Here is a 26,301-nt window from a genome sequence, read left to right on the forward strand (position 1 = left end):
ATCCCCCACCAGAGAAGGAGGCCGACCGTGGCCGTCCCCAAGCGCCGTACGTCGCGCAGCAACACCCGTCACCGCCGGGCGAACTGGAAGGCCGCGGTGCCCGACCTCGTCCCCGTGCTCGTCGACGGTCGTCGGGTCGAGGTGCCTCGTCGGCTCGTCCGCGCCGTCATCGAGGGGCGGGTGGAGGTGCGATGAAGGTGCGCGCGAGCATCCGGTCGCTCAAGAACGCGCCGGGGTCCCAGGTCGTGCGCCGGCGCGGCAAGGTCTACGTCATCAACCGGCAGAACCCGCGCCTCAAGGCGCGCCAGGGCTGAGGCCGCCTCGGCGCCCCTCGCCGCACTGACGCCCCGGTTCGTCCCCGAGACCCCGGCTCCGAACCGGGGTCTCGGGGATCTCTCGGGGTGACCCCGAGACGTGGGGGCGGCAGGGGCGGGGTGGGACGCGCGCCGGCGCGGGATGCGCGAACGGGGCGCCGACCGGGTGGTCGGCGCCCCGTTCGGGCGTTCGCGGCTGGGTCAGCCGTTGACGGCGCGCTTGAGCTGCGCGGCGGCCTTGAAGCCGACCGACGTCGACGCGGCGATCTGGATCTCGGCGCCGGTCTGCGGGTTGCGGCCGGTGCGGGCGGCGCGCTCACGGGTCTCGAAGCTGCCGAAGCCGGCCAGCTTGACGTCCTCGCCCTTGGCGAGGTGCTCGACGACCACGTCGAGGGCCGCGTTGATGATCTCCTCGGCGGCGGACGCGGAGACGTCCGTGCGCTGCGAGACGGCCTGGGCGATGTCCTTCTTGGTCGACATGGGACCTTTCCTCGTTGTCGTGTGGTGCTGAAGTTCCGACGCTACCGCCGGGATGTGTCCGGCGGCGTCAACGGTCAGTCTGCCGGGTCCGTTCCCCCTTCGGGCCACTGGTCCCCCCACCCGGCGTGGCGCGCGGCCCGGTAGCGCGGGCCCTGGCGCTTGCTGACGACCTCCTCGGAGGCGCTCCCGTCGGCCCGGCAGAGCTCGAGCGCGACCATCCCCTTGCGGGTCCGCGGATGGCGCAGCACGCGTCCGGAGGGTCGGACCGACGGCGGCACGGGCGAGCGGCGGGCGACGACGTACGACACCTTCTCGTCCTCGTGCCCGAGCGCCGCGCCCTTGAGGCGGCGGTGCAGCGCGGTGCGGTCGAGCCGGACGGCGAGGTGGCACCAGTCGCCGGCCGCGGCCAGGGGGCAGGCCTGCTCGTGCGGGCAGGGCGCGAGGACGTGCCACCCGGCGGCGAGCAGCCGGTCGCGGGCGGCGAGGACCGCAGCGAAGCCCCGCGGCGTGCCGGGCTCGACGACGGCGACGACGTCCGCGGCGGCCGCGGCGGCGTCGACGACGCGCTCCTGCAGGGCGGGCTCGAGCTCGCCGAGGAGGTAGGCGACGGTGGCGAGGTCGGCCGGGGGCAGGGCGGCGCCGTCGCCGAGGTCGCGCCGGGTCCACCGGGCGCCGGCCAGCGCGGGCGGGCCGTGGCGACCCACCGCGGCCCCCACCGCGAGGGCGTCGGCGGAGCCGTCGACGATCTCGACCGACTCCAGCACGTCGAACTCCTCGACCGCCGCCCAGGCCGCCGCGCCGGTGCCGCCGCCGACGTCGACGAGCGAGCGGGGGGCCAGGGCCGGGTCGACCTCGAGGGCGTACCGGAGGACGCGGGCGATCGCGGCGTGGGTGGCGGGCATCCGGTAGGCGGCGTACGCCGTGGCGGCCACGCGGTCGCGCAGCACCTGCTCGGCCGGCGGTGCGCCGGAGCGGTAGACGTCGATGAGGCGGGTCGTCGCCCGGCGCAGGGCGTCGGCGTCTGCGCCGTCGAGGACGGCCTCGAGGGCGCGGTTGAGCGGGGCGGGCACGCCCCATCCTCCTACGCTGGTGACGGTCACCCGCAGGAGGTCGGATGTCGCGTCGCGTCCTCGTCGTCGACGACGAGCCAGAGATCCGCACCGTGCTGCGCGCCTACCTCGAGGCCGAGGGCCACCTGGTCGCCGAGGCGGCCACCGGCGCCGAGGCGCTGCGCCGGGCGCTCGCGACGGACGGCAGCGCCCCGGACCTCGTGCTCCTCGACATCGGCCTGCCGGACCTCGACGGCCTCGACGTGCTGCGGACCCTGCGGCGCACCTCGGACGTCTACGTGGTCCTCGTGACCGCGCGCGCCGAGGAGGTCGACACCCTCGTCGGGCTCGCGACGGGCGCGGACGACTACGTGACCAAGCCGTTCAGCCCGCGCGAGGTGGTCGCCCGGGTCCGGACCGTGCTGCGCCGCAGCCGCGACGCCGAGGCCCCCGGCGCCCCGGCCGACGACGGCGTCCTGCGCTTCGACGGCCTCACGCTCGACCCGGTGCGGCGGGAGCTGCGCGTCGACGGTCGCGAGGTGCGGCTCTCCGCGCTGGAGTTCGACCTCCTGCACGCGCTCGCCGCCTCTCCCGGACGGGTGTTCAGCCGCGCCCAGCTCCTCGAGGAGGTCTGGGGCTACGACTTCTACGGCGACGCCCGCGTCGTCGACGTGCACGTCCGCAGCATGCGCCGCGCGCTCGGCGACGACGCCGCCGACCCCCGGGTCATCGGGACGGTCCGCGGGGTCGGCTACAAGTTCCTGCCGCGTCCCGAGGGGGAGCCGTGAACCGCGTCGCCGTCCGACTCGTCCTCAGCCACCTCGTCGTCGCGCTGCTCGGCGGCCTCGCGACGGTGCTCGTCGTGCGGGCGCTGACGCCGGTCATCTTCGACCGCTCCACCGGCATGGGTCGGATGATGACCGGCCGCGGCCCCGGCCCCGGGACGCAGCAGCAGGTGCGCGCGCAGGTCGTCGACGCCCTGACCCAGGCGATCGGCGTCGGGCTGCTCGTCGGGGTCGTCGCGGCCGCCGCCTTCGGGGTGCTCGCGGCGACGCGGCTGGTGCGGCCCCTGCGGCAGGTCGGCGAGACGACCCGGCTCATCGCCGCGGGCCGCTACGACGTGCACGTCGAGCCGCCGCGCGAGCAGGAGCTCGCCGCGCTCGCCGACGACGTCAACACGCTCGGCCGGGCGCTCTCGGAGACCGAGGCCCGGCGCACCCGGCTCCTCGGCGAGGTCGCGCACGAGATGCGCACGCCGCTCACCGTCGTCGACGGCTACGTCGAGGGGATGATCGACGGCGTCCTCCCGGCCGGCCCGGAGCAGCTCGGCAAGGTCGCGGACGAGGTGCGGCGGCTGCGTCGGCTGGCCGAGGACCTCTCCGCGCTCTCCCGGGCCGAGGAGGGCCGGCTCGGGCTGCGGCCCCGTCCGACGGACCTCGCCGCGCTCGTCAGCGCGGCGGGCGAGCGGCTGCGGCCCCAGGCGCAGGACGCCGGCCTCGAGCTCGTGCTCGTCGTGGGCGGGTCGGTGGAGGCGGTCGTCGACCCCGACCGCATCGCCCAGGTCGTGACCAACCTCGTCGGCAACGCGGTGCGCGCCACGCCGGCCGGGGGCCGCGTCGAGGTGGCGGTGCACGCCGCGGCCGGCACGGTCCGCGTGTCCGTCGAGGACACCGGGGAGGGGCTGGCCGCCGAGGACCTCGAGCGCGTCTTCGAACGCTTCTACCGGGTGCCCGGGCGGCGCCGGGAGGGTGCGGACACGGGGTCGGGCATCGGCCTGACGATCGCGCGCGACATCGTCCGTGCCCACACCGGCGAGCTCGTGGCGACGTCGGACGGCCCCGGGCGGGGTGCCCGCTTCGAGGTGACCCTGCCGCAGCAGGGAGACGGCAGGGTCACGCGCGGTCCGGCCGGGCCCGGGGCCTGATCGGCAGGGCGGTCAGCCGGCGTCGAGCGTCGGGCAGCCCGCCGTCCGGGAGGTCCCGGCGCCCCGGCCGCCGCGGCCGGTCATCAGCCCGCCACGACCCCGGCCGGCGGTGCCGTCGATGGAGCCGGGTCCGGTCATCATCCCGCCGACGGTCTGCCCGTCGGCCGCGGCCGTGAAGGCCCGCAGGTGCATCCGCGACCCGCGGACGAGGCGGCCGAGGACGGCGTCGACGTCGCTCGGGAGGTCGGCGGCGACGGTCCTCTCGAGGTCGGCGATGTCCCGCTGCTCGAGCGCGACGCCGACGTCGTCGGCGTCGTCGAGCGAGCGCCGGGCCTGCGCCCACCAGGTGTCGTAGAGCTGCTGCACGGCCGGGTCGGCGTAGCGGCCGGCGGTGGAGCCCTCGGCGGGGTCGGCGACCCCGTAGCGGTCCAGCAGGCCCGACACGGCGTCGAGGTGGCGCTGCTCGCTCGTCGTGATGCGGCCGAAGGGCAGGGCGTCGTCGTAGCGGTCGGCGATCGCGGCGTACAGGTCACGGGCCATCCGCTCCTCGTCGCTCGCGAACCGCAGCGCGGCGGTGAGGGCCGGGGTGGCGGTGGCCGTCGCGGCACCCCCGGTCGGGGTCGCGGCGGAGGACTGGCCGGCGGCGAGCCCGACGGCGAGCAGGGCTCCGGCCCCGATCGCGGCGAGGGTGGCGGTGCGGGTGCGTCCCATGGTGTGCTCCTGGCGTCTGTCTCGAGGGGGTGTCCCCATGACAGCGGGCCCGTGTGAAGCGCCCCGCGTGGCCGGTGTGAAGCCTGCGTGAAGGTGCGCACGGGGATGAACTCGCGCCGCCGGGGCGTTCTCCCTCGCGACAGCGTGTCCGGGAATATACCCGTAGGGGTATCCTGTTGACCGATCCGAACCCGTTCCCCCGACTCCGAGGAGCTGACATGGCCACCGTGGACCTCACGGCCGAGACCTTCGAGAAGACCGTCACCGACGAGGGCATCGTGCTCGTCGACTGGTGGGCGTCCTGGTGCGGCCCGTGCCGCCAGTTCGCGCCGACCTACGAGAAGTCGAGCGAGGCGCACGACGACATCACCTTCGGCAAGGTCGACACCGAGGCCGAGCAGGCGCTCGCCGGCGCTGCGCAGATCACCTCGATCCCGACGCTCATGGGCTTCCGGGACGGCATCCTCGTCTTCCGCCAGGCCGGCGCGCTGCCGCCCGCCGCGCTCGAGCAGGTCGTCGAGGGCATCAAGGGCCTCGACATGGACGAGGTCCGCGCCCAGGTCGCGGCCCAGTCCGACGCCAACTGACCGTCGCGCTTGACGGAGAGGATACCCCTGGGGGTATCCTTCGGTCATGACGCGCACCATCGACATCCCCACCCTCGCCGCCCGGCACGCCGACGGCGCGTTCGTCCTCGACGTCCGTGAGCCGGCGGAGTACGTCCAGGGCCACGTCCCCGGCGCCGTGCTCGCGCCGCTCTCGCGGGTCGCCACCGTCCTGGCGTCCATCCCGACGGACCGCACCGTCCACGTCGTCTGTGCGAGCGGCAACCGCAGCCGTGCCGGCGCCGACCTGCTGACCGGGCTCGGCTACGACGCGGTGAGCGTCGAGGGCGGCACCTCGGCCTGGGCCGCCTCCGGGCGGCCGCTGGTCACCGGCCGCCAGGCCGCCTGAGACAGGAGAACCCCCGTGTCCGCACCCGCTCGCCCCACGTCAGGTACCGCGGGGGGTACGCTCGACGCCTTGTCGTCGATCGCCCCCGGAGGCCCCAGCATGGAGCTCGATCCCACCGAGATGCAGGCCGTCGTCAAGCGGCTCAAGCGGGCGCAGGGCCAGATCGGCGGCATCCTCAAGATGATCGAGGACGGCCGCGACTGCCAGGACATCGTCACGCAGCTCGCCGCCGTCTCGAAGGCCCTCGACCGGGCCGGTTTCGCCGTCATCGCGCTCGGGCTGCGGCAGTGCATCACCAACCCCGAGGCCGGCTCCATGGACGTCGAGTCGATGGAGAAGCTCTTCCTCTCGCTCGCCTGACCGGGAGGTCGTGATGGACTCCGTCGCCTGGGACGCCCGGTACTCGGGCTCCGACCTCGTCTGGTCCGCCGGCCCCAACGCGTTCGTCGAGGAGCTCGTCGGGCCGATGGCGCCCGGCTCGGTGCTCGACGTCGCCGCGGGCGAGGGGCGCAACGCCCTCTGGCTCGCCGAGCGCGGATGGGACGCCACGTCGGCCGACTTCTCGCCGGTCGCCGTCGAGCGGGCCCGCGACATCGCCGGCCGGCGGCTCGGCGCCGACGCGGGGCCCTTCCGGGCGCTCGTCGCCGACGCGCTCGAGCGCCTGCCCGCGGCGCCCTCCGGCGACGGCTACGACCTCGTGCTCTTCGCGTACCTGCAGCTGCCCGACGCGCAGTGGCGCCGGGCGCTGGCGCGCGGGGTGGAGGCGGTCCGCGCCGGGGGCACCGTCCTCGTCGTGTGCCACGCCGCGCGCAACCTCGCCGAGGGCGTCGGCGGGCCGCAGGACCCCGCCGTCCTGCACGACCCCGACGACGTCGTCGCCGCGGCCGCGGACCTCCCCGTCGAGGTCGTCTCGTCCGACCTGCGCGAGCGGGTCGTCGACGGCGCCGACCGGCCGGCCCTCGACACGGTGGTCCTCCTCCGCCGGCTTGCTGTCTAGGTACCCCCGGGGGTATGCTGGTCCCGATCCGGAAACCACTCTCCCCGAGGAGGACCCCCCATGTGCCGAGCCGTCAGCTGCCGCAAGTGCGGGAAGACGACCTGGGCCGGCTGCGGCCAGCACGTCGACCAGGTGATGCGCGGCGTGCCGTCGTCCGACCGCTGCAAGGGCCACGAGGGCGAGCCGAGCACCGGCTTCCTCGGCAAGCTGTTCGGCCGCTGAGCCGCCCCGACCGCCGCGCCACCCCGCCGGGTGGCGCGGCGTCGTCGTGCCCGGGGTGACGGCGCCCCCGTGGCGATGCGCGGGGCGTCGCGCCGGGTGCCGCGGCCCGACGGCGGTCGTGGCGCCGCTCGTGGCGTCGGACGTGGCGTCGGACGTGGGGCGACCACCCCACCTCCTGCGCCACCGGGTGCACCTCGGCCCGCTCCACACACGCGCCCCTGCGGGTCGACCGCCACGCACGCGCGCCCCTGCGGGTCGACCCTCCACACGCGCGCCCCTGCGGGTCGGCCGCCACACACGCGCCCCTGCGGGTCGACCCTGGTTCGTCCCTGACTCCTCGTCGGGGCTCGTGACTTCTGCGGCGGCGTCGAGCAGGCTGCTCCACGCCGCACGACACCGACCCGGGAGGACCCCCGCGTGACCGCCTCACCCGCACCCGCCGCCCCGACCGGTCCTGCACTGGCCGGTGCCGCCGCCTCGCGTCGTCACCGGCGCGCCGCCGCGGCAGCGCTCCTCACCGTCGCCACCTTCGTCGTCCCGGCCGGCGTGGTCGCGCTGCGTGGCTTCGCGGGCGAGTCCTCCCTGCGGTCCGCGGTCGTGTCGGCCTTCGTCGACGCCGACCTCTCCGCTCCCGTCGAGGACTCGGCCGCCCTCTCCGCGCTGACCGCGACCTGGCGGGAGTTCCACCTCGTCAAGGCGGCGATGGCCGGGCTGCTCGTGCTCGTCCTCGTCGGCCTGGTGTCGTCGTCACGCCGACGGGCCGAGGCGGCCGACCCCGGCCGCCGCCGGTGGCTGCTGCGGGCGACCCACGCCGGCGCGGTGGTCTGGCTGCTCGGGGCGCTCACCCTCCTGCTCGCCAACCTCCAGGGTGCCGCGGCACCCTTCGCCTCCGTGACCTCGTTCCTGCCGGCCGGCAGGTCCGGCGGGGCCGGTGGGCTCGCGGCGGTGCTGGGTGACCTGCGGGCCGCGGTGGAGGTCGGTCCGGCCGCGTCCGTCGGTGGGGTCGGTGGCGCGCTGCTGGCCGACTTCGCCCGGTACCACGCCGTGTTCGCCGTGCTCGCGGCCCTGGTGGGTGTGGCGCTCATCGTGCCGGCCGCCCGGGCCGTCCTCGGGCGGTGGCGGCTGCGCGGGACGGGTCGGTCGACGCCGACGTGGTTGCTTCGCGCCGGCCTGTACGGCGGGGCCGCAGCCGCCCTCCTCCTGCTCGCCGCGGCCAACGTCAGCACGTGGGTGCGTCCCGTCCCCGCCCTCGTGGTTTCGCTCGGCGGCTGACCCGCCTCTCCACCCGCGGCGGTCCTCGGTGGCCGGCCGCCATCCGAGCCTGCACCCCCGGGGCGCCTGCGCCTCACCCGTCCCCACTCTGCGAAGGAGCACGACCATGTCATCGGCCCAGGGCGCCCTCTTCCTGACGGAACCCCCCGTCACCTCCGACCGGCCGGACCGAGCCCGCCTCGTCGGGGCCGGCGCGATCGCCGTCGCGGTGGGGGTGGTGGCCGAGAACGTGGTGCTCGCGGCGGCCGGGGCTCCCGGCTACGACACCCCGATGGACGAGGTCGCGCGCTACTTCGCGGCCCAGCGGGGCGCGGTCGGTGTCGCGGCGGGGCTGGTCGCCGTGTACCTGCCGCTGCTGCTCCTGCTCGTGACCGGTCTCCACGGCATCGTCGAGCGTCGCGGCGGAGCGGGCGCCGCGTGGTCGCGGCTCGCCGTGGCCGCCGGAGCGGCGGCGTCGGCCGGCTTCGTGCTCGCCAACGTCCTGCAGGTCGGGCTCGCGATCTCGGCCGACGGGCTCACGCGGTCCTCACCCGCGTTCGAGCTCGTCTGGCACGTCCACGCGGCGGCCTTCGCGTTCGTCCTGCCGATGCTCGGTGCCACCGCCGTCGGCCTGGCCCTCGCGGCGCACGCGAGCGGGCTGACCCGCTCCTGGCTGCGCGTCCTCGGCCTCGCCGCGGGTGGGCTGATGCTGGTCGCGGGCGTCGGTGCCCTCGCGGTCGCCGACGGCTCGCCCCTGCTCTTCGTCGGGCTGCTCGGTCTCACGCTCTGGCTCGGGTGGCTCGTCGCCACGGGCGTGCGGCTCGTCAGGTGGGGCGGGCGGAGCCGGTGACGAGCCAGCCCCAGGCACGCATCGGGCCGGGGGCGATGTAGCGGGCCCGGTCGAGCGTGGCCTCGAACCCCGCCGCCCCGATGAGCACAGGCAGGTCGCGGTCGACGTGACAGCCGCCGGTCATCCGCCCCCACAGGGGCTGGACGGCGCGCTGCACCCGGACCGTGGCGGGGTCCGGGGCGAGCGAGTGCTCGACGAAGTGCAGGACGCCCCCGGGCCGCAGCACCCGCCGGGCCTCGGCCAGCGCGCGCTCGACCTCGGGCACCGTGCAGAGCGCCCACGCGGTGACGACGGTGTCGACCGAGCCGTCGGCGAGCGCGGAGAGGTCGGCGGCGTCGCGGGAGACCCGGTCGACCGGTCGGCCGAAGGCGGCGACGCGCGGCGCCGCGAGCTCCCAGGCGAGGTCGGAGGGGTCGGCCGCGAGCACGTGGGTCACGGACGCCGGGTAGTGCTCGAGGTTCGGGCCGGACCCGAAGCCGATGTCGAGCACGACGCCCTCGGCCCGCGCGCACACGGGTGCCCGCCAGCGGTCGACGTCCGGGCCCTGGCAGGCGCGGTGCGTCAGGCGCGGCAGCACCCGCTCGTCCCACCACCGGCGCGGCCCCATGGGGCCAGTGTGTCCCACGGGGTCGCGCCCGGACGAGCGGGAGGAGGCTCGCGTCAGTGGTGGCCCTTGAGGACCATCCGCATGATGCGCACGTTGAACACGGCGAACCGGATGGTCTGGAGCGGCAGGCTGCGGCGCTTGCGCAGCGTGCTCTCGGTGGGCAGCGGCGCCTTCGAGAGGTCGGCGACGGGGTCGGGGGTGTGGGTCTGGTCCATGGTGCTCACTCCGGGATGAGGTGCCAGCCGAGCCGGCCCTTGGCCTTGTGGATGAAGAGGTGGTGGAGCATGAGCTTCACCCAGTGCCCCGAGAGGCCGAGCTCGCCGCGGGTGTCCGCGGTGTCGCGCCCCGTCGGGTAGCGGGAGTAGTCGGGGACGACCGGCATCATCGTCATCGCCGCGGCCGAGCCGCGCCGCATCCCGGCGCCCGCCGACGCGACGCACGCCGCGCCCATCCGGGCCGTCGACGCCTCGTGGGCCGGCCGGTCCGCGCCGTGCCTGATCCGGTCGACGATGGTCAGCGCCGCCGTCTTGCCCATGACGCCCGAGGGCATGCCGGTGCGCGGCGGCGACGGGGCGATGACCGTGCCGTTCGGGCTCGTGCGCGGGCGCGAGATCTGGTGCGGCGGGGCGAAGGCGATGCCGACGGCGAAGACGTTGTCGTAGCCGGGGGCCAGGTAGGTGAGCGGCCAGTCCTCGCCGCGCCACTCCTCGTACGGCTTGGCCGTGTAGTCGGCGTCGACCCGCATGAACCCGCTCGGCGCGAACATCCGGTCGGTGACGTCGGCGCCGTCGCGGTCGTAGGCCCTGAGCGGCACGCCGCCGAACGGCGGGAGGAGCATCCCGAAGTCGAAGGCGAGCTCGTGCATCTCGCCGTCGAGCGTCTCGTAGTGGATGACGCCCGGCTCGATGCGGTGGACGTGCGCGCCGAGGATGGCCTCGACGCCGCGCTCGCGGAACAGGCTTGCGGTCCAGAGCTCGGAGGTGGTCTCGAAACCCCTCTCCGCGAACGTCATCCCATCGACGCCGAAGTCGCCGAGGGCGGCCTCATTGCTCAGGTAGACGACGCGGGCCAGGTCGCGGACGCCGGCCTCGCGCAGCTCGTGGTCGACGTTGAAGACGTACTCGAACGCCGCCCCCTCGCACGTGCACGTGCCGTGGCCCATGCCGACGACGATCGTCTGGTGCTCGCCGGCCCTCATCCGGTCGATGGCGGCGCGCAGCTCGGCCGCGGCGTGCACCGCGTGGTCGGCCGTGCAGACCGACACGGTGTGGCCGCCGTCCGGGCCGAGGCCCTCGGTCATGCCGAACTTCAGCTGGGGGCCGGTGGCGTTGACGAGGTAGTCGTAGCGCAGGCGCTGCTCCTCGCCGTCGCGCTCGGCGGAGGTGTGCACGACGTCGACCGCGCCGCGTGCGTCGTCGGCGTCGCCGTCGGGGCGGATCGCGACGGCCTTGGCCTGGACGAACCGGATCCCCTTCTTGCGGTAGACCGGTTCGAGGGGGAAGACGACGTCCTTCTTCCCCATCTTGCCGACCCCGACCCAGATGTTGGACGGGATCCAGTTCCAGCGGGAGTTCGGTGACACGACGGTCACCGTGTGGCCCTTCGGCAGCAGGCGGCTCAGGTGCAGGGCTGCGGTGTGCCCCGCGACGCCCGCGCCGAGGATGACGACATCGGCCATGGCTTCACGTCTCCTTCGACGGGTGGGTGGTCGCCTGCACCATATACCCACAGGGGTATAGCCGTCCGGTGATTCGGATCACCGGTGACGTATACCTCGTGGGGTATATGCTCGAGCCGTCCGGCCGGACGAGCGGCGCCGGGTCGGGTGGTCTACCCGGCGCCGTGCCCGGCCCCCGTGGCCACCGTCTCCAGACCACCGTGCGGAGGTGTCCGTGAGCCCGTCCCCGCCGAGCGGCGCGGCCCGACCGCGCACGGTCGTCGTGGGGGACCTCGAGGCGACCCGCCTCCTCTGCACGCTCCTCGCGCAGGAGGGTGTCGACGTCGTCCACCTCCTCGACCCCGACGAGGCCGCGCTGCGCGCCGCGCTCGTCGACCCGGTCGACGGCGTGGCCGTCCTCGTGCGCGGGGACCTGCCGGCGCTACGCCTGGCCCTGCTCGTCGAGCACCTGCGTCCCGGGGTCCGGCTCGTCGTCACGATCTTCGACCGCACCCTCGGCGGGCACCTCGCCCGGGTCGTGCCGCAGTGCACCGTCACCTCGCCGGCGGAGGTCGCGGCGCCGGCGGTCGCCGCCGCGTGCGTGCGGCCGGGGGTGCTGGCCCTCCTCGCGGGTCCGGAGGGTGTGCGCGAGCTCGTGGACGGTGACGACGGTCCGGTCCTGCGGCCCGGCGCCCCCGAGCCGCTCGACCGGGCGGCCCGCGTCGCGCGGTGGCTGCCGCGGCACGACGGGGGGTCTGACGGCGTCCTGCTCCTCGGCGTCGGCGGTCTGACGGCGACGATCGCGCTCGAGTGGGCGCTCGGCGTCGGCGTGCTGCACGAGGGTCTCGTCGAGGGCTTCTACGGGTCGGCGCGCCTCGTCGCGACGGTCGGTCCGGCAGGGGCCGAGGCCGACGGCGCGCCCGCCTGGTACCTCGTCGTGTCGGCGCTCCTCATGCTCGTCGGCATCGCCTTCACGGGGGCCCTGGTGGCCGGGATCGTCGAGTGGATGGTGGGGCCGCGCACGGCCTCCCTCGTGGGGCCCCGCCGCGTCCCGGTCCGCGACCACGTCGTCGTCGCCGGCCTGGGGCAGGTCGGCCTGCGGGTCGCCGAGCTGCTGGCCGCGCTGCGCGTGCCGGTCGTCGTCGTCGAACGGTCGCGGGACGCGCCGCACCTCGGGGCGGCGCGGGCGGCCCGGGTGCCGGTCGTGCTCGGTGACGCCGGCTCGCGGGCGGTGCTGACGCGGCTGAGGCTCGCGCGGGCCCGGGCGGTCGCGGCGATGGGGTCGGAGGACCTCGACAACGTCGCCGTCGTCATCAACGCGCTCGCCGTGGCTCCCGGCGTCCGGGCCGTCCTGCGGGCCGGCGAGGGCGCCGCCGTCACCGAGACCACGTCCCTCTTCCGCATCGCCCGGGTCGCCGACGTGGGCGTCATGACGGCGGCGTGGGTGTGTGCCTCGGTGCGTGGTCGCCGGCCGCGCGTCGTGTGGGCCGGCGAGCACCGGGTGGGCGTGCTGGACGCGGAGGGGGTCGGTCGCCGCGAGGTGCCCGTGCGGTGCGGATGCGCCGCGGGCTGATACCCATGGGGGTATCAGCCAGATGATGTCGACGGCAGCGGCCCACGGGGCCGGGAAGGACCAGGACGATGACCCGGACCACGACCGTTCAGGCCTCCGCGGCGACGGGCCCGTCGCCGGGCGGGCGCTCGCTGGCGCACCTGCCCGTCACCCTGTTCTCGTCCGTCATGGGGCTCGGGGGGGTGTCGCTGGCCTGGCGTCGCGCCGCCCGCGTCTACGACCTGCCGGCGTGGCCGGCCCAGGGCTTCCTCAGCCTCGCGACGCTGGCCTTCCTCGTCGTCGGCGCCGCCTACGGGGCCAAGTGGGTCCGCTTCCCGGACGCCGCACGGGCCGAGCTGTGCCACCCGGTGCGGATGGCCTTCGCGCCGACCGTGACCATCGCCCTCCTCGTGCTCGCCACGGCCGGCCAGTCGGTCGCGCCGGGAGTCGCGTCTGTCCTGTGGTGGGTGGGGGCGATCGGTCACCTCGTGGCGACCGTGGCCGTCGTCAGCGCCTGGTTCGGGCGCGCCGACATCGTCCACGGCACGGTGACCCCCGCGTGGTTCATCCCCGTCGTCGGCAACGTCATCACGCCGCTGGCCGCGCGCGAGATCGGCTCCGTCGAGCTCGCGCGGTTCGCGTTCGGTGTCGGGGTGGCGTTCTGGGTCGCCCTGCTGCCCCTCGTCCTCCAGCGGGTCCTGCTGCACGACAGCGCTCTTCCCGAGAAGCTCCTGCCGACCATGGCGATCTTCGTCGCGCCCCCGTCGGTCGCGATGCTCTCGTGGGGCGTCCTGACCGGTGCGGTCGACGACCCCGTCGGCGTCCTGCTGTTCTCCGCGGCGATGTCGTTCGTGGCGATCCTCCTGGCGCAGGTGGGCCGGCTGCGGCGCATCCCGTTCGCGGTGCCCTACTGGGCCTACACCTTCCCGCTCGCTGCTGCGTCGGCCGCGGCCGTCGCGATGGCCGGGGCCCGGCCGCAGGTGGCGTACGACGTCGTCGCCGTGGCCCTGCTCGGTGCGACGAGCCTGCTCGTGCTGGTGGTGACAGGGTTGACGCTGCGGGCTGCGGCCCGTGGGCGGATCTGCCTGCCGGAGTGAGGAGTCGACGATGACCACTGAGGCACTGCCGGCGTGGCGCACGGTGCTCGCCGTCGTCGCCCACCCCGACGACGAGTCCTTCGGGCTGGGGGCGCTGCTCGACGCCTTCGGGGCCGCGGGCGCCGAGGTGTCGGTGCTGTGCCTGACCCGTGGGGAGGCGTCGACGCTCGGCGAGGTCGAGGGCGACCTCGCGTCGGTGCGCGACGCCGAGCTGCGCTCTGCGGCAGCGGCGCTGGGGGTCGCACGCACGTCCTTGCTCGCGCATCCGGACGGGGGCCTGCCCTCGGTCCCCGACGAGGTGCTCCGGGGCGACGTCGCGGCCGAGGTCCGCCGGGTCGCGCCCGACGGCATGCTCGTGTTCGACCCGGTGGCCGGCGTGACCGGCCACGCCGACCACGAGGCGGCCTCGGTCGCCGCCGTGGCCGTCGGCGCCGGTCTCGGTGTGCCCGTGCTGGGGTGGGCGCTGCCCGCCGAGGTCGCGGCGACGCTGCGGGACGAGACCGGGGGCGGGTTCGCCGGCCACCCGCTCGAGGACCTGACCGGGGTGGTCGTCGACCGGACCCGCCAGCTCGAGGCCGTCCGTTGCCACGCGACGCAGGCGGTGCCGGGCAGCGTGCTGTGGCGCCGGCTGGAGCTCCTCGGCGACCGGGAGCACGTGCGCCGGCTGGTCTGAGGGTGCCCGGGGTCAGTGGGACGGGTCCACGAGGACCATCCCACGCGAGCCCGCGTCGCCCATCCGGGCCAGGAGGTGGCCGGTCTCCTCCAGCCCGGCCGGGTCACTGGGGGCGAGGAGCGCGCCGAGGTCCAGCCGGCCGTCCGCGACGTCGTCGAGCAGGCCCGCGTAGTCGGCGGCGGCCATCCCGTGGCTGCCGAGCACGTCGAGCTCCCAACCGATGACGCGCTCCATCGGGACGGTCGCGGACCCGGCGGCAGGCGGCAGCAGGCCGACCTGGACGTGCCGGCCACGGCGTCCCAGGGCGAGGATGCCGGTGCGGCAGGCGGCGGGTGCACCGACGGCCTCGACGCCGACGCGGGCGCCGCCGCCGGACCAGTCGGCGACGGCCGCGACGAGGTCGGCGGGGTCGAGCGCGGCGTCGAGGGTGAGCTCCGCGCCGAGGGCCTCGGCGCGGGCGCGTGAGGCCGGGTCGAGGTCGGTCGCGGCGACGCGCGCCCCGAGGGCGACGGCGATGGCGACGGAGGCGAGGCCGACGCCGCCGCAGCCGCTGACGAGCACGGTGTCACGCGGCGCGACCCGGCCCCGGGCGACGACGGCCCGGTGGGCGGTCGCGACCCGGCAGCCGAGGCCGGCCGCGACCTCCGGCGGGACGGCGTCGGGGAGGGCGACCAGGTTGGTGCCCGCGGCGCGGACGACGACCCGCTCGGCGAAGCAGCCCGGGTCGGTGAAGCCGGGCTGGCGCTGGTGCGGGCAGACCTGGCCGTCGCCGGCGGCGCACGTCGGGCAGGCCCCGCAGGCCTGGACGAAGGGGGCGGTGACGGGACGGCCGACCCAGGCGGGGTCGACCCCGTCGCCGACCGACTCGACGACGCCGGCGAGCTCGTGGCCCGGGACGTGGGGGAAGGTCGCGATGTCGCCGTCGTGGCCCATCCAGCCGTGCCAGTCGCTGCGGCAGAGGCCGGCGCTGAGCACCCGCACGACGGCGCCGCCCTGCGGGGCAGCGGGGTCGGGCAGCTCGGTGACCCGCAGGGGCTCGCGGAAGGCGTCGTAGACGAGGGCTCGCACGGGACCAGCCTGCCAGCGGCCGGTGGGTCGAGGTGAAAGGCGACCGCGAGGTGGTCGGGCATCACCTTGACCCGGGTGTTGCCTCGTGGGTCGAGGTGAAAGGCGACCGCGAGGTGGTCGGGGATCACCTCGACCCGCGCCCTTCCCTCCCCGGGACGGACGACGGCGGCGGGCAGGACTCGGGTCTCCGCTCCGCCGCCGTCTGTCCGGGGCCCCGTGCACCGAGGTGCACACCCGGGACGGTATCGGTCCGGGCACCGGCCACAGGGTCTCGCGCGCGACCTTTCTGCGCGCGCGACGAAGCCCCCGGGCGGCGAGAGGCGCCCGGGGGCTTCGGCGGGGGAGTGCGCTCAGGCCCTGGCGTGCGCGGCGTCCCACGCCGCGTAGCCGCCGAGCACGTCGGAGACGTCGGCGAAGCCGCGCGAGCGCAGCAGGCTCGTCGCGACCGAGCTGCGCCACCCGCCCGCGCAGAACGCGACGACCGGGCGGCCCGGGTCGAGCTCCTCGCTGCGGCGGCCCAGCTCGGCGAGCGGGATGTGACGGGCGCCCCGGATGGTGCCGTTCTCGACCTCGCCGGCGTTGCGGACGTCGACGAGCTGCACGTCACCGGTCGCGGCGGCCTCGGCCGCCTCGGAGACGGTGAGCCGGCTGGCCCGGCGCACGCGGTCGGCGTGCGCGAGGAGGAAGCCCTCGACGTCGGCGACGTACCCGACGACGTGGTCGAAGCCGATGCGCGAGAAGCGGGTCGCGACCTCCTGCTCCTGACCCTCCGGCGCCATGACGACGATCCGCTGCTCCGGCGCGAAGACCATCCCGACGGTCTCGGCCATCCGGCCGTCGACCGGGACGTTGACCGCTCCCTCGAGGTGGGCGGCGGCGAACTCCTGCGGGTCGCGGGCGTCGTGCACCACGGCGCCGGACGCGAGCGCTGCGTCGACCGCGTCCGCGTCGAGCGCCGGCACCGCGACGTCGAGCTCGCGGACCTCACGCTCCTGACGGTTGAGGATCGCGTTGTAGACGAAGTACTCGGGGGCGGCGGGCTGGCCGGCGGTGACGACGGCGAGGAACTGCTCCTCCGTCATCGGCTGGCAGGCGTAGTTGAACCGCCGCTGCTCGCCGATCGTCGACTGCTTCTCGGTCGAGAGGTTCTTGCCGCACGCCGAGCCCGCGCCGTGGGCCGGGAAGACGCGCACCGCGTCGTCGAGCCCCATGAGCCGGTGCTGGATCGAGTCGTAGAGCATCCGGCCGAGCCCGTCGGCGGTGACGCCGATGGACGCGAGCAGGTCCGGGCGGCCGACGTCACCGATGAAGAGCGCGTCACCGGTGAGGACGCCGTACGCGACCTCGTCGTCGGCGTGCTCGAGGACGAGCACCGAGATCGACTCGGGGGTGTGCCCCGGCGTCGCCATGATCTCGAGGGTCACGTCCCCGAGCGAGATGCGCTCGCCGTCGGCGAGGTGGCGGACCTCGAAGTCGGCCTGCGCGGCCTCGCCGTAGCCGATCCAGGCGCCCGTCTCGCGCGCCAGCTCGAGGTGGCCGGAGACGAAGTCGGCGTGGAAGTGGGTGTTGACGACCCCGACGATGGTCAGCCCACGGGCCCGGGCGTCCTCGACGTACTCGGCGACGTCGCGGCGCGGGTCGACGACGACCGCCTGACCCGTGGTCTCGTCGGCGACGAGGTAGGAGGCCTGCGAGAGGCAGTCGAGGTAGTACTGGGTGAAGATCATCGGTCCTCCGGTCGGGAAGGTGGTGGTCGGGCCGTGCGGTCCCCGGGCTCTGGCAAATACCCTAGGGGGTATATGTCCAAGGCGCAACCAGGGCCGTGGCCCGGCATCCCCGCCGCGCGGGGGTGGCCCCGCCCCACAGGCGCACGGCGGGGTTGTGGGGCGCGCGCCCACGGAGCGCCCGCTGACCGGCGATTACGGTCCTCGAATCGGCAGGGGCGTCAACGGAATTCGTTGCAGCAATGGCGCGAGCGTCCCCCCGGAGGAGGAACCCGTGCACCGTCGCCCAGTTCTCGCCGTGGCGAGCGCAGCCCTGATCCTGGCCCTCGCGGCCTGCGGCACCCCCGGGGAGCCCGGTGCCGACAGCGGCGCCGGCTCGGGGTCGTCCGCCTCGAGCGGCCCCGTCGAGGTGGGGCTGGTCTACAGCAAGTCCGGCCCCCTGGCCACGTACGGCGAGCAGTACCGGCAGGGGTTCACGGCCGGCCTCGACTACGCCACGCAGGGCACCAACGCCGTGGGCGGCCGTCAGGTCGAGGTGACCGAGCAGGACGACGCCGGCGACCCCGCCAAGGCCGTCGCCGCCGCGACCGACCTCATCGGCCAGGGCGTCAAGGTCCTCGCCGGCTCGACCTCGTCCGGCGTCGCCCTCCAGGTCGCCCCGCTGGCCAAGGACAACAAGGTCCTCTTCATCTCGGGCCCCGCCGCCGTCGACGCCGTCACCGGCGCCAACGAGTACACCTTCCGCTCCGGCCGTCAGACCTTCCAGGACGTCGCGACCGCCGGCACGATGATCGGCGACGTCGAGGGCAAGAAGGTCACGGTCCTCGCCCAGGACAGCGCCTTCGGCAAGGCCAACGTCGCCGCCGTGACGAGCGTCCTCGGCACGAAGGGCGCGACCGTCTCGGCCGTCGAGGTCCCCGCCGCCGCGACCGAGTTCACCCCGTTCGCGAGCAAGATCAAGGCCGCGAAGCCCGACCTGCTCTTCGTCGCGTGGGCCGGCGCCAACGCCACCCAGATGTGGACCTCGCTCTCGCAGCAGGGCGTCTTCGACGTGACGACCGTCGTCACCGGTCTCGACATCAAGCCGACGCACGCCCTCTTCGGCGAGTCCGCCACGAAGATCGACTTCCTCTCGCACTTCTACGAGGGCGCGGCCGACAACCCGGCCTACCAGGCGCTCGACGCGGGGATGAAGGAGCAGGGCGGCTCGGTCGACCTCTTCACCAACGACGGCTTCGTCGCCGCCCAGATGGTCGTCCACGCGCTCGAGAAGAGCGCCGACGACACCGACGCCATGGTCACGGCCCTCGAGGGCTGGAGCTTCGAGGGGCCGAAGGGGCAGATGACCATCCGCCCCGAGGACCACGCCCTGCTGCAGCCGATGTTCACCGCGTCCCTCGAGAAGAGCGGCGACGGGTACGCCGTCAAGCCGGGCAGGACGCTCGACCCGCAGGCCGTCGCCCCGCCGGTCAGCGCCTTCAAGTGATCGGCGCCGAGGCCGTCGGCTGGCAGGTCGGGGGCGCGCGCATCCTCGAGGACGTCAGCCTGACGGTCGCCGCCGGCGAGCTGGTCGGCATCATCGGCCCGAACGGCGCCGGCAAGTCCTCGCTCGTCAACGTCCTCTCGGGGGTGACCCGCCCGACCACCGGCCGGGTCACCCTCGACGGGGCCGACGTGAGCCGGGCATCCGCCACGAAGCGCTCGCGGCTCGGGCTGGCCCGCTCGTTCCAGACCTCGGCGCTGTTCGACGGCCTGACCGCCGGCGAGAACGTGCGGCTCGCGGTCCAGGGCTCCGGCCCGGCCCCGGCCTCGCCCTTCCGCCGCGCGGCGTCCGTCGCGGCCGGCCGGGTCGAGGAGCTGCTCGAGCGGGTCGGGATGGGCGGCACCGCCGGAACCCTCGCCCGCGACCTGTCGCACGGCGGTCGCCGCAAGCTCGAGCTCGCCATGGCCCTCGCGTCCGACCCGCGCGCGCTGCTGCTCGACGAGCCGATGGCCGGCGTCTCGGCCGAGGACGTCGACGGGCTGACCGAGATCATCGGCGAGGTCCGCGACTCCGGCGTGGCCGTCGCGATGGTCGAGCACCACATGCACGTCGTCCTCGGCCTCGCCGACCGCGTCGCGGTGCTGCACCACGGCAGCCTCCTCGCGGTCGGCGCGCCCGACGAGGTGACGGCCGACGAGCGCGTCCAGCAGGCCTACCTGGGAGAAGCACTGTGACCAGCGTCCTCACCCTCGACGACGTGCACGTCCGCTACGGCGGCTCGCACGTCCTCCAGGGCGTCTCGTTCGAGGTGCCCGACACCGGCGTCACCGCCCTGCTGGGCCGCAACGGCGTCGGCAAGACGACGACCCTCAAGGCGGTGCTCGGCCTCGCGCCGCGCACCGGGGGCATCCGCCTGCGCGACCGCGACATCACCGGCAACCCCGTGCACCGCATCGTCGCCGGTGGCATCGGCTACGTCCCCGAGGACCGCGAGGTCTTCGGTGGGCTGACCGTCGACGAGAACCTGCGCCTCGTCGGCGGCACGACGGGCACTGACGCCCCGATCGTCGAGGAGCTCTTCCCCGACCTCTTGGCCCGCCGGGCGCAGAAGGCCGGGACGCTCTCGGGCGGGCAGCAGCAGATGGTCGCGCTCGCGCGGGTCCTGCTGCGCGAGAACGATCTCCTCCTCGTCGACGAGCCGACGAAGGGCCTCGCCCCGAAGCTCGTCACCGAGGTCGCCGACGTCCTCGCCCGCGTGGCCCGGACGACCCCGGTCCTCCTCGTCGAGCAGAACCTGCCCCTCGTGCGCCGCATCGCCGACACCGTCGTCGTCCTCGACGCCGGACGGGTCGTGCACCGGGGCGAGGCGCGGGCGCTCGTCGAGGACCCCGACCTGACGACCGAGCTGCTCGGCGTCTCGATGCGACGGCAGGAGATGGCGTGAGCGACCTCGTCCTCGTCCTCGTCACCGGGCTCGGCCTCGGGGCGCTGTACTTCCTCGCCGCGAGCGGCCTCTCGCTCGTCTACGGACTGATGGGCGTGCTCAACTTCGCCCACGGCTCGTTCATGACCGGCGGCGCGTATGCCGCGTGGCTGACGATGGACGCCCTCCCGGCGTCGATGGCCGTCGGGCTGCGGCTGCTCGTCGCGGCCGTCGTGGCGGTGCTCGTCGGCGCCGTCGTCGGCGTGCTCGTCGAGGTCGTCCTCATCCGCCCGCTGTACCGGCACCACATCCAGCAGGTGCTCGTCACCGTCGGCCTCTCGCTCGCGAGCGTGGCTGCGGTGCAGGGCATCTGGGGCTCCGACCCCCACCCGGTCGCCAGGCCGCGGCTGCTGACCGGCACGGTCGAGGTGCTCGGGGCGCGGCTGCCGGTCGACCGGTTCCTCTACCTCGCGGTCGCCCTGGCCCTCTACGGCGGCCTGCTGGCGCTCCTCAACCACACGCGCCTCGGGCTGGTCATCCGGGCCGGCGTCGAGAACCGCACGATGGTCCAGGCGCTCGGCATCGACGTCCGGCGCACCTTCACCGTCGTCTTCGGGCTCGGCGGCGCCGTCGCGGCCCTCGCCGGCGTCCTCTACTCGCAGTACGCCGGCACGGTGTCGCCGCTCCAGGGCGGTTCGCTGCTCATCTACGCGTTCATCGTCGTCGTCATCGGCGGGATGGGGTCGCTGACCGGCACCGCGGTCGCCGCCGTCGCGGTCGGGCTCGTCCAGCAGCTCGCGAACTACTACGCGGCCAGCGGGATCGGCGACCTCTCGGTCGTCCTGCTGCTCGCCCTCGTCCTCCTGCTGCGCCCGTCCTCGCTGAAAGGGGCCACCGCATGAGCGCCCGTCCGCTCCTCCGGGTCCTGCCTCCGGTCCTGCTCCTCGCGCTGCTGGCGTACCTGCCGTACCTGTCGTTCTCGGTGCCCGGGCTCCTGCCGGGGCGGGTCAACGGGCCGGGCTCGATGCAGCTGCTCGCGACGTGCCTCGTCTTCGCCGGGTTCGCGCTCAGCTACGACGTCGTCTTCGGGCGCACCGGCCTGCTGAGCTTCGGGCACGCCCTGTTCATCGCCGCCGGCAGCTACCTGCTGACCGTCTCGCTCGCCGAGTGGTCGATGCCGCTCCCGCTGGCGGTGCTCGTCGCGCTCGGCGGGACGACGCTGCTGGCCCTCGTCGTGGGCGCGGTCGCGCTGCGGGTCGGTGGCATCGCCTTCGCGATGGTCACCCTCGCATTCGCGCAGGCGGCGTCCATCATCGTGCTGCGCGACCCCGCGGGCGTGACCGGCGGCGAGGAGGGCAAGGCGCTCGCGCGCGACGCCGTGCCGGACCTGCTCGTCGGCGTCGCCAACGCCCCGTACCGCTACTGGCTGGCCCTGGCGTTCCTCGTCGTCGCGGTCGTCGTCGTCCGGCTGCTCGTGCGCTCGCGCGCCGGCCACGCGATGGCGGCGGTGCGCGAGAACGAGTCCCGCGCGGCCGTGCTGGGGCTGTCGGTCTACCGGGTCAAGCTGCTCGCGCTCGTCGTCGGGTCCTTCCTCGGCGGGCTCGGCGGCGTCGTCCACGCCCTCGTGCTCGGCGGGTCCGGGCCGCACCTGACGACCGCCGAGTTCACGCTCTCGCTGCTCGTCATGGTCGTGCTCGGCGGCGCCGGCAGCACGTGGGGTGCGGTCGTCGGCGGCTTCCTCTACCACTACGCCGACGCCCGGCTCACCGAGGCGAGCGGCTCGGGCATCCTCGACTCGCTGCCCGGGGCGCTGCAGTCGGTGCTGTCGCAGCCGCTGTTCGTCCTCGGCGCGTTCTTCGTCGTCGTCGTCTACTTCGCCCCGAGCGGCCTGACCGGCCTCGGGGGCCGCCTCGTACGGAAGGGTGTGCGGACATGAGCATCGTCGAGCCCGCGTTCGTCATCGAGCTGCCCGAGGGGCACCTCGCCGTCCACGACCTGACGACCGGCCCGGTGGCCGAGGAGGCCGCCGTCGTCCTCGCCGTCCACGGCATCACCGCCAACGGCCTGTCGTGGCAGCGCGTCGCCGACGAGCTCGGCCGCCGCCGGCCCGGTGCCGTCCGGGTGCTCGCCCCCGACCTGCGCGGGCGCGCCGCGAGCGCCGCCGCCCCCGGCCCGTACGGGCTCGGGGTGCACGCCGACGACCTCGCGGGCATCGCGTCGGCCTTCGCCGCGGCGCCGGTGCTCGTCGGCCACTCGATGGGCGGCTTCGTCTCGGCGCTCGCCGCGGCGCGGCATCCCGAGCGGTTCTCGGGGGTCGTGCTCGTCGACGGCGGGCTGGCCTTCCCCGCCCCGCCGGACCTCGACGTCGACGCCGCGCTGCAGGCGGTCATCGGGCCGGCGATGCAGCGGCTGTCGATGCGCTTCGCCTCCGCCGACGAGTACCTGGCCTTCTGGGACGCCCACCCCGCCCTCGGCCCCGTGCTGCGCGGGCCGGCCGGGGACGCCGCCCGCCGCTACGTGCTGGCCGACCTCGTCGAGGACGGCGACGGCGGATGGCGCAGCTCGTGCGTCCTCGACGCCGTCCGCGCCGACGGGGCCGACGTCCTCGCCGACCCCGAGACGCACGGCGCCGCCCGGGTGGCCGTCGATCGCGGGCTGCCGGTCGAGCTCGTCTGGGCGCACCGCGGGCTGATGGCCGAGCCGCAGGGCCTCTACGACCCGCAGCGCCTCGCCGCCCTCGACCTGCCGGACGCCCTGCGCACGAGCGACGTCGACGCCGACCACTACTCGGTCGTCCTCGAGCCGGCCGGCGTCACGGCCGTCGCCGACGCCGTCGAGCGGATGCTCCCGCCGACCCCCTGATCCCCCTCCCTCACCGCGAACGTGTGTGAACTCGCCGGGGATCACCGGCGAGTTCACACACGTTCGCGGAAAGGCGCGGTCGGTCAGTCGGCGGCGAGGAGGTCGCGCATCCGCAGGGCGAGCTGGAGCTCGAGCGAGCGCTCCGGCTCCTGCCAGCCGTCGCCGAGCAGCGCGCCGATCCGGTCGAGGCGCTGCGCGACCGTGTTGACGTGCACGTGCAGCCGGGTCGCGGCGTGCCGGGGCGAGCGGCCCGCGGCGAACCAGGCCGCCAGCGTGCCGACGAGGTCGGTGCCCCGGCGGGCGTCGTAGTCGAGCAGCGCGCCGAGCTCGTGCGTCACGTAGGCGGAGACGTCGGGGTCGGAGCCGACGATGAGGCCGGCGAACCCCAGCTGCGTCGCCGCCGCGCCCTCGCCGCGCCGGCCGAGGGCGACGAGCGCCGCCACCGTCCGGGTCGCCTCCTCGTGCGCGGCCGGGATGGCGTCGACGCCGGTCAGCGGCCCGACGCCGGCCACCGTCACGTCACCGCGCCGCCCCACGCGGGTGGCCATCGAGCGCGCGAGCGCCCCGGCGTCCGACCCGGGCACGAGCGCCACGACGTCGCCGTCCTGGACGCCGACGAGCCCGCCGTCGCCGGCGGCGGCGGACGCCGACAGGGCGAGCGCGCGGGTCGAGGAGGTCGCGTCGCCGCGCAGGACGAGGAGGCAGTACGGGGCGTCGGGGTCCGTGCCGGTCGTCCGGACCAGCTGGACGCGGTCCTCGGCGGGCCCGCGCGCCGCGAGCAGCTCGGCGACGACCCGGTTGCGCGCGGCCTGCCGGGAGTCGGCGGCCTGCCGCTCGAAGAGCAGCACGAGGGCCGTGACGACGCCGGCGCGCTCGACGGTGCGGCGGTCGGCATCCGTGAGGTCGCCGGTGCCGCCGACGTAGAGGGTCGCCAGGTGCTCGTCGCCGGTCGCGACGGCCAGGCCGTGCACCCCGCCGTGCGTCACGAGCCGGCCGGCGCGCAGGTCGGGGAAGTCCGCGGGCAGGACGGCCCCGGGGGTCGTGCTGCGGACGCCGCCGTCCTCGTCGACGAGCGCGGCCCACCCGCCGAGGAGGTCGGCCAGCGCGTGCGTCAGGTCCTCGGTGCCGCCACCGCCGAGGACGAGCGAGGCGAAGCGGTCGTGGGCCGCCGCTGCCTTCTCGATGCCGTCGGCGTACTGCCGCACCGTCTCGTGGGCCTCGGAGAGGGCGGCCAGCGCCGACTCGGCGTCGGCGAGCGCGCGGGTCTGGACGAGGGTGACGGCCGCGAGGGTCGCGAGGTTGCCGAGCAGGGCGACCTCCTCGCGGGTGAACGGGCGCGGGGTGCGGTTGGCGGCGAAGAGCACCCCGACGAAGGTGTTCTCGACGAGCAGCGGGGTGCCGCAGATGGCGATGATGCCCTCCTCGGACACCGCGCCGTCGATGTCGGAGGTGTGGACGAAGCGCTCGTCGTTCCAGTAGTCGGCCGTCCAGTACGGCTTGCGCGTCGAGGCGACGAGCCCGCCGAGGCCGGCGCCGAGCTCGAGGCGCACCGACTGGAAGGCCGCCGACACCGAGCCGTCGGTGGCCCGCATGTAGGTGTCGCCGTGCTCGGGGTCGTGCAGCGTCAGGTACGTGAGGTCGGTGCCGAGCAGCGCGCGGGCGCGCCGCACGATCGCGTCGAGGACCTGGGCGGTGTCGCTCTCGCTGGCCAGGGCGCGTGCGGTCTCGAGCAGCGCCGACAGCCCGGCCTCGCGGCGCTGGTGCACCTCGCGGGCGGCGGCCACGCGGACCGCGAGCTCGCGCGCCGCGGCGGGCGCGGGGACGGCGGCGACCTCGGCCACGGTCGCGTCGTCGGCGAGGAGCGCGAGCAGCCGCAGGGCCCCCTCCTGCTCCCCTCCGGGGTCCGCCGCGCTCGTCATCCCGTCGATAGTAGGCACGTGGTCGGCGTCGGAGGCGCTCAGTGCGCCGTCCAGCCGCCGTCCATCGTGAACGCGGACCCGTTGACCGACGCCGACGCCGGGCCGCAGAGGAAGAGGGCGAGCTCGGCGACCTCGGCCGGCTCGACGAGGCGCTTGACGGCCACCGGCTCGAGCATCACCGACTCGAGGACCTCGTCCTCGGAGATGCCGTGCGAGCGGGCCTGGTCGGCGACCTGCTTCTCGACGAGCGGGGTGCGGACGTAGGCCGGGTTGAGGCAGTTGGACGTGACGCCCTTCGGGCCGCCCTCGAGCGCGACGACCTTCGAGAGGCCCTCGAGCCCGTGCTTGGCCGAGACGTACGCGGCCTTGTAGGCGCTGGCCCGCAGCCCGTGGACGCTCGAGACGTTGACGACGCGGCCCCAGCCGCGGTCGTACATGTGCGGCAGCGACTGCCGGACGAGCCGGAAGGGTGCTCGGAGCATCAGGTCGAGGATGAGGTCGAAGCGGTCGACGGGGAAGTCCTCGAGCGGGGCGACGTGCTGGATGCCGGCGTTGTTGACGAGGACGTCGACGTCGGTCGGCAGGCCCGCGATGGCGTCGAGGTCGCTGAGGTCGACGACGTGGGGCTGGACGCCCGTCACGGCGCCGAGGCGCTCCAGGCCCGCGGCGTCCCGGTCGACGGCGTGCACCTTCGCGCCGGCCCCGGCGAGGGCGAGCGCGACGGCCTCGCCGATGCCGCTCGCGGCGCCGGTGACGAGGGCGGTGCGGCCGGCGAGGTCGAGGGCGGGGAGGGTGCTCGCTGCGGTCATGGGGCTCGACAGTAGGGATGAGGACCGCCGCGCCCGGTGTGTGCGCGTCACACATTGCCGGCGGGGCGGTGGTGCGCGGCGACCGTCGTCGACGACCGAGCGGCGCTGTTACCCCTAGGGGTATATCGTGGGCTGGTCCGACACCGTCCATCCGGGAGCCCCGATGCGTCTGCGCCGTCTCGCCACGGTCCTCGTCCTCACCGTCCTCACCACCGGCACGCTCGCGGCCTGCGGCTCCGAGGGTCCGCAGGTGAGCGCCACCGCCGGCGCGGCGGCCACCGCGGCGCCGAGCGCCGGCGCACACCTCGACGCGGCCCAGTTCGCGGCCGCGCTCAAGCGCCCCGGGACGACGGTCCTCGACGTGCGCACGCCGGGCGAGTTCGCGCAGGGCCACCTGCCGGGCGCCGTCAACCTCGACATCGAGGGCGCCGACTTCGGCGCGCGGATGGCGCAGCTCGACCCGGCCGGCGCCTATGCCGTGTACTGCCGCTCCGGCAACCGCAGCGGGGTGGCGCTCGAGGCGATGGCGCAGTCGGGCTTCACCGGGGCCTACGACCTCACCGGCGGCATCGGCGCCTGGCAGCAGGCCGACGGCGAGGTCGTCACCGGCTGAGCGTCGCCGCCCGTTGCCCGGGGCCGACCGCAGGCGCGTCACCCCGGTTCGTCCACGAGACC

31 protein-coding genes are annotated in these 26,301 nt (G+C 75.4%); 21 read left to right on the top strand and 10 right to left on the bottom strand.

The window, feature by feature from the left end; genetic code table 11:
• The first annotated feature begins 27 nt into the window (after positions 1-27).
• Complete coding sequence (rpmF, locus tag HL663_RS04890) at positions 28-195, top strand: 50S ribosomal protein L32 (protein ID WP_173027319.1); 168 nt, start codon at positions 28-30, stop codon at positions 193-195.
• Positions 192-314: a type B 50S ribosomal protein L36 gene (gene ykgO / locus HL663_RS04895; RefSeq protein ID WP_173027320.1), complete on the top strand. Its 123-nt coding sequence runs from the start codon at positions 192-194 to the stop codon at positions 312-314. The genes rpmF and ykgO overlap by 4 nt, the downstream gene beginning before the upstream one ends.
• A 201-nt stretch (positions 315-515) precedes the next feature.
• Here the strand turns inward: ykgO and HL663_RS04900 are convergent, their stop codons facing one another.
• Together HL663_RS04900 and HL663_RS04905 are read right to left on the bottom strand one after the other, a co-directional pair.
• Positions 516-794, bottom strand: coding sequence for an HU family DNA-binding protein (locus tag HL663_RS04900; protein ID WP_173027321.1), 279 nt, complete (start codon positions 792-794; stop codon positions 516-518).
• 74 nt (positions 795-868) lie between these two features.
• Positions 869-1,864 carry a small ribosomal subunit Rsm22 family protein gene (locus tag HL663_RS04905; protein ID WP_286175941.1) on the bottom strand — a complete coding sequence of 332 codons (996 nt, stop codon included), beginning with the start codon at positions 1,862-1,864 and terminating at the stop codon, positions 869-871.
• A 44-nt stretch (positions 1,865-1,908) separates the two neighbouring features.
• Here HL663_RS04905 and HL663_RS04910 point away from each other — a divergent pair, with 44 nt between their 5' ends.
• Together HL663_RS04910 and HL663_RS04915 are read left to right on the top strand one after the other, a co-directional pair.
• The gene (locus HL663_RS04910; protein ID WP_173027322.1) at positions 1,909-2,631 is read left to right on the top strand and encodes a response regulator transcription factor; all 723 of its coding nucleotides are present in this window, start codon (positions 1,909-1,911) and stop codon (positions 2,629-2,631) included.
• Positions 2,628-3,767: a sensor histidine kinase gene (locus HL663_RS04915; RefSeq protein WP_173027323.1), complete on the top strand. Its 1,140-nt coding sequence runs from the start codon at positions 2,628-2,630 to the stop codon at positions 3,765-3,767. The genes HL663_RS04910 and HL663_RS04915 overlap by 4 nt, the downstream gene beginning before the upstream one ends.
• A 12-nt stretch (positions 3,768-3,779) precedes the next feature.
• On the opposite strand, the gene HL663_RS04920 is transcribed toward HL663_RS04915, so the two are convergent.
• Entirely contained in the window at positions 3,780-4,478 is a 699-nt protein-coding gene (locus tag HL663_RS04920) for a ferritin-like domain-containing protein (protein ID WP_173027324.1), read from the bottom strand.
• Between the two features lie 218 nt (positions 4,479-4,696).
• Here HL663_RS04920 and trxA point away from each other — a divergent pair, with 218 nt between their 5' ends.
• From trxA to HL663_RS04955, 7 genes are all read left to right on the top strand, one after another.
• A complete protein-coding gene (gene trxA / locus HL663_RS04925) occupies positions 4,697-5,065 on the top strand; it encodes a thioredoxin (RefSeq protein ID WP_030526272.1) in 369 nt (122 codons plus the stop codon).
• A gap of 46 nt (positions 5,066-5,111) precedes the next feature.
• A complete protein-coding gene (locus HL663_RS04930; protein WP_173027325.1) occupies positions 5,112-5,432 on the top strand; it encodes a rhodanese-like domain-containing protein in 321 nt (106 codons plus the stop codon).
• A gap of 99 nt (positions 5,433-5,531) precedes the next feature.
• A complete protein-coding gene (locus HL663_RS04935; RefSeq protein WP_173027326.1) occupies positions 5,532-5,792 on the top strand; it encodes a metal-sensitive transcriptional regulator in 261 nt (86 codons plus the stop codon).
• A gap of 13 nt (positions 5,793-5,805) precedes the next feature.
• Positions 5,806-6,429 carry a class I SAM-dependent methyltransferase gene (locus HL663_RS04940; protein ID WP_173027327.1) on the top strand — a complete coding sequence of 208 codons (624 nt, stop codon included), beginning with the start codon at positions 5,806-5,808 and terminating at the stop codon, positions 6,427-6,429.
• A 60-nt stretch (positions 6,430-6,489) separates the two neighbouring features.
• Entirely contained in the window at positions 6,490-6,651 is a 162-nt protein-coding gene (locus HL663_RS04945) for a DUF8730 family Cys-rich protein (RefSeq protein WP_173027328.1), read from the top strand.
• A 417-nt stretch (positions 6,652-7,068) separates the two neighbouring features.
• Complete coding sequence (locus HL663_RS04950; RefSeq protein ID WP_173027329.1) at positions 7,069-7,923, top strand: hypothetical protein; 855 nt, start codon at positions 7,069-7,071, stop codon at positions 7,921-7,923.
• 106 nt (positions 7,924-8,029) lie between these two features.
• The gene (locus tag HL663_RS04955; protein WP_286175944.1) at positions 8,030-8,752 is read left to right on the top strand and encodes a hypothetical protein; all 723 of its coding nucleotides are present in this window, start codon (positions 8,030-8,032) and stop codon (positions 8,750-8,752) included.
• Here HL663_RS04955 and HL663_RS04960 read toward each other — a convergent pair.
• The 3 genes from HL663_RS04960 to HL663_RS04970 are packed head-to-tail and all read right to left on the bottom strand — an operon-like array spanning position 8,727 to position 11,037.
• Positions 8,727-9,359, bottom strand: a complete 633-nt coding sequence (locus HL663_RS04960) for a class I SAM-dependent methyltransferase (protein ID WP_173027330.1) — start codon at positions 9,357-9,359, stop codon at positions 8,727-8,729. The two genes, HL663_RS04955 and HL663_RS04960, sit on opposite strands and share 26 nt — an antisense overlap.
• A 53-nt stretch (positions 9,360-9,412) precedes the next feature.
• Positions 9,413-9,583 (bottom strand): hypothetical protein, encoded by a 171-nt coding sequence (locus tag HL663_RS04965; RefSeq protein ID WP_173026454.1) that lies wholly within the window; start codon positions 9,581-9,583, stop codon positions 9,413-9,415.
• Positions 9,580-11,037 (bottom strand): NAD(P)/FAD-dependent oxidoreductase, encoded by a 1,458-nt coding sequence (locus HL663_RS04970; protein ID WP_173027331.1) that lies wholly within the window; start codon positions 11,035-11,037, stop codon positions 9,580-9,582. Before HL663_RS04970 ends, HL663_RS04965 begins: the two co-directional genes overlap by 4 nt.
• 214 nt (positions 11,038-11,251) lie before the next feature.
• Between HL663_RS04970 and HL663_RS04975 the strand changes: the two genes are divergently transcribed.
• From HL663_RS04975 to HL663_RS04985, 3 genes are all read left to right on the top strand, one after another.
• Complete coding sequence (locus HL663_RS04975; RefSeq protein ID WP_173027332.1) at positions 11,252-12,589, top strand: NAD-binding protein; 1,338 nt, start codon at positions 11,252-11,254, stop codon at positions 12,587-12,589.
• Between the two features lie 68 nt (positions 12,590-12,657).
• Positions 12,658-13,665, top strand: coding sequence for an SLAC1 anion channel family protein (locus HL663_RS04980; RefSeq protein WP_173027333.1), 1,008 nt, complete (start codon positions 12,658-12,660; stop codon positions 13,663-13,665).
• Positions 13,666-13,675: 10 nt separating this feature from the next.
• The gene (locus HL663_RS04985) at positions 13,676-14,338 is read left to right on the top strand and encodes a PIG-L family deacetylase (RefSeq protein WP_173027334.1); all 663 of its coding nucleotides are present in this window, start codon (positions 13,676-13,678) and stop codon (positions 14,336-14,338) included.
• A gap of 12 nt (positions 14,339-14,350) precedes the next feature.
• On the opposite strand, the gene HL663_RS04990 is transcribed toward HL663_RS04985, so the two are convergent.
• Positions 14,351-15,406: an alcohol dehydrogenase catalytic domain-containing protein gene (locus tag HL663_RS04990; RefSeq protein ID WP_173027335.1), complete on the bottom strand. Its 1,056-nt coding sequence runs from the start codon at positions 15,404-15,406 to the stop codon at positions 14,351-14,353.
• Between the two features lie 350 nt (positions 15,407-15,756).
• Complete coding sequence (locus tag HL663_RS04995) at positions 15,757-17,133, bottom strand: MBL fold metallo-hydrolase (protein WP_173027336.1); 1,377 nt, start codon at positions 17,131-17,133, stop codon at positions 15,757-15,759.
• A gap of 271 nt (positions 17,134-17,404) precedes the next feature.
• Between HL663_RS04995 and HL663_RS05000 the strand changes: the two genes are divergently transcribed.
• Genes HL663_RS05000 through HL663_RS05025 form a run of 6 tightly spaced genes read left to right on the top strand, consistent with a single transcriptional unit; the run spans position 17,405 to position 22,898 of the window.
• Positions 17,405-18,616 carry a substrate-binding domain-containing protein gene (locus HL663_RS05000; RefSeq protein ID WP_173027337.1) on the top strand — a complete coding sequence of 404 codons (1,212 nt, stop codon included), beginning with the start codon at positions 17,405-17,407 and terminating at the stop codon, positions 18,614-18,616.
• Entirely contained in the window at positions 18,613-19,347 is a 735-nt protein-coding gene (locus tag HL663_RS05005; RefSeq protein ID WP_173027338.1) for an ABC transporter ATP-binding protein, read from the top strand. Before HL663_RS05000 ends, HL663_RS05005 begins: the two co-directional genes overlap by 4 nt.
• Entirely contained in the window at positions 19,344-20,057 is a 714-nt protein-coding gene (locus tag HL663_RS05010) for an ABC transporter ATP-binding protein (protein WP_173027339.1), read from the top strand. Before HL663_RS05005 ends, HL663_RS05010 begins: the two co-directional genes overlap by 4 nt.
• Positions 20,054-20,938: a branched-chain amino acid ABC transporter permease gene (locus HL663_RS05015; protein WP_173027340.1), complete on the top strand. Its 885-nt coding sequence runs from the start codon at positions 20,054-20,056 to the stop codon at positions 20,936-20,938. The genes HL663_RS05010 and HL663_RS05015 overlap by 4 nt, the downstream gene beginning before the upstream one ends.
• Positions 20,935-21,972, top strand: a complete 1,038-nt coding sequence (locus HL663_RS05020) for a branched-chain amino acid ABC transporter permease (RefSeq protein WP_173027341.1) — start codon at positions 20,935-20,937, stop codon at positions 21,970-21,972. The genes HL663_RS05015 and HL663_RS05020 overlap by 4 nt, the downstream gene beginning before the upstream one ends.
• Positions 21,969-22,898 carry an alpha/beta hydrolase gene (locus tag HL663_RS05025; RefSeq protein ID WP_173027342.1) on the top strand — a complete coding sequence of 310 codons (930 nt, stop codon included), beginning with the start codon at positions 21,969-21,971 and terminating at the stop codon, positions 22,896-22,898. The genes HL663_RS05020 and HL663_RS05025 overlap by 4 nt, the downstream gene beginning before the upstream one ends.
• Before the next feature lie 83 nt (positions 22,899-22,981).
• Here HL663_RS05025 and HL663_RS05030 read toward each other — a convergent pair whose 3' ends face one another.
• On the bottom strand, positions 22,982-24,817 hold the full coding sequence (locus HL663_RS05030) for a helix-turn-helix domain-containing protein (protein ID WP_173027343.1): 1,836 nt from the start codon (positions 24,815-24,817) through the stop codon (positions 22,982-22,984).
• A 38-nt stretch (positions 24,818-24,855) separates the two neighbouring features.
• Entirely contained in the window at positions 24,856-25,626 is a 771-nt protein-coding gene (locus tag HL663_RS05035) for a 3-hydroxybutyrate dehydrogenase (protein ID WP_173027344.1), read from the bottom strand.
• 163 nt (positions 25,627-25,789) lie between these two features.
• Here HL663_RS05035 and HL663_RS05040 point away from each other — a divergent pair, with 163 nt between their 5' ends.
• Positions 25,790-26,239 carry a rhodanese-like domain-containing protein gene (locus tag HL663_RS05040; RefSeq protein ID WP_173027345.1) on the top strand — a complete coding sequence of 150 codons (450 nt, stop codon included), beginning with the start codon at positions 25,790-25,792 and terminating at the stop codon, positions 26,237-26,239.
• Positions 26,240-26,301 lie beyond the last annotated feature (62 nt).

This window comes from Arthrobacter sp. NEB 688, assembly GCF_013201035.1.
Lineage (GTDB): Bacteria > Actinomycetota > Actinomycetes > Actinomycetales > Dermatophilaceae > Phycicoccus.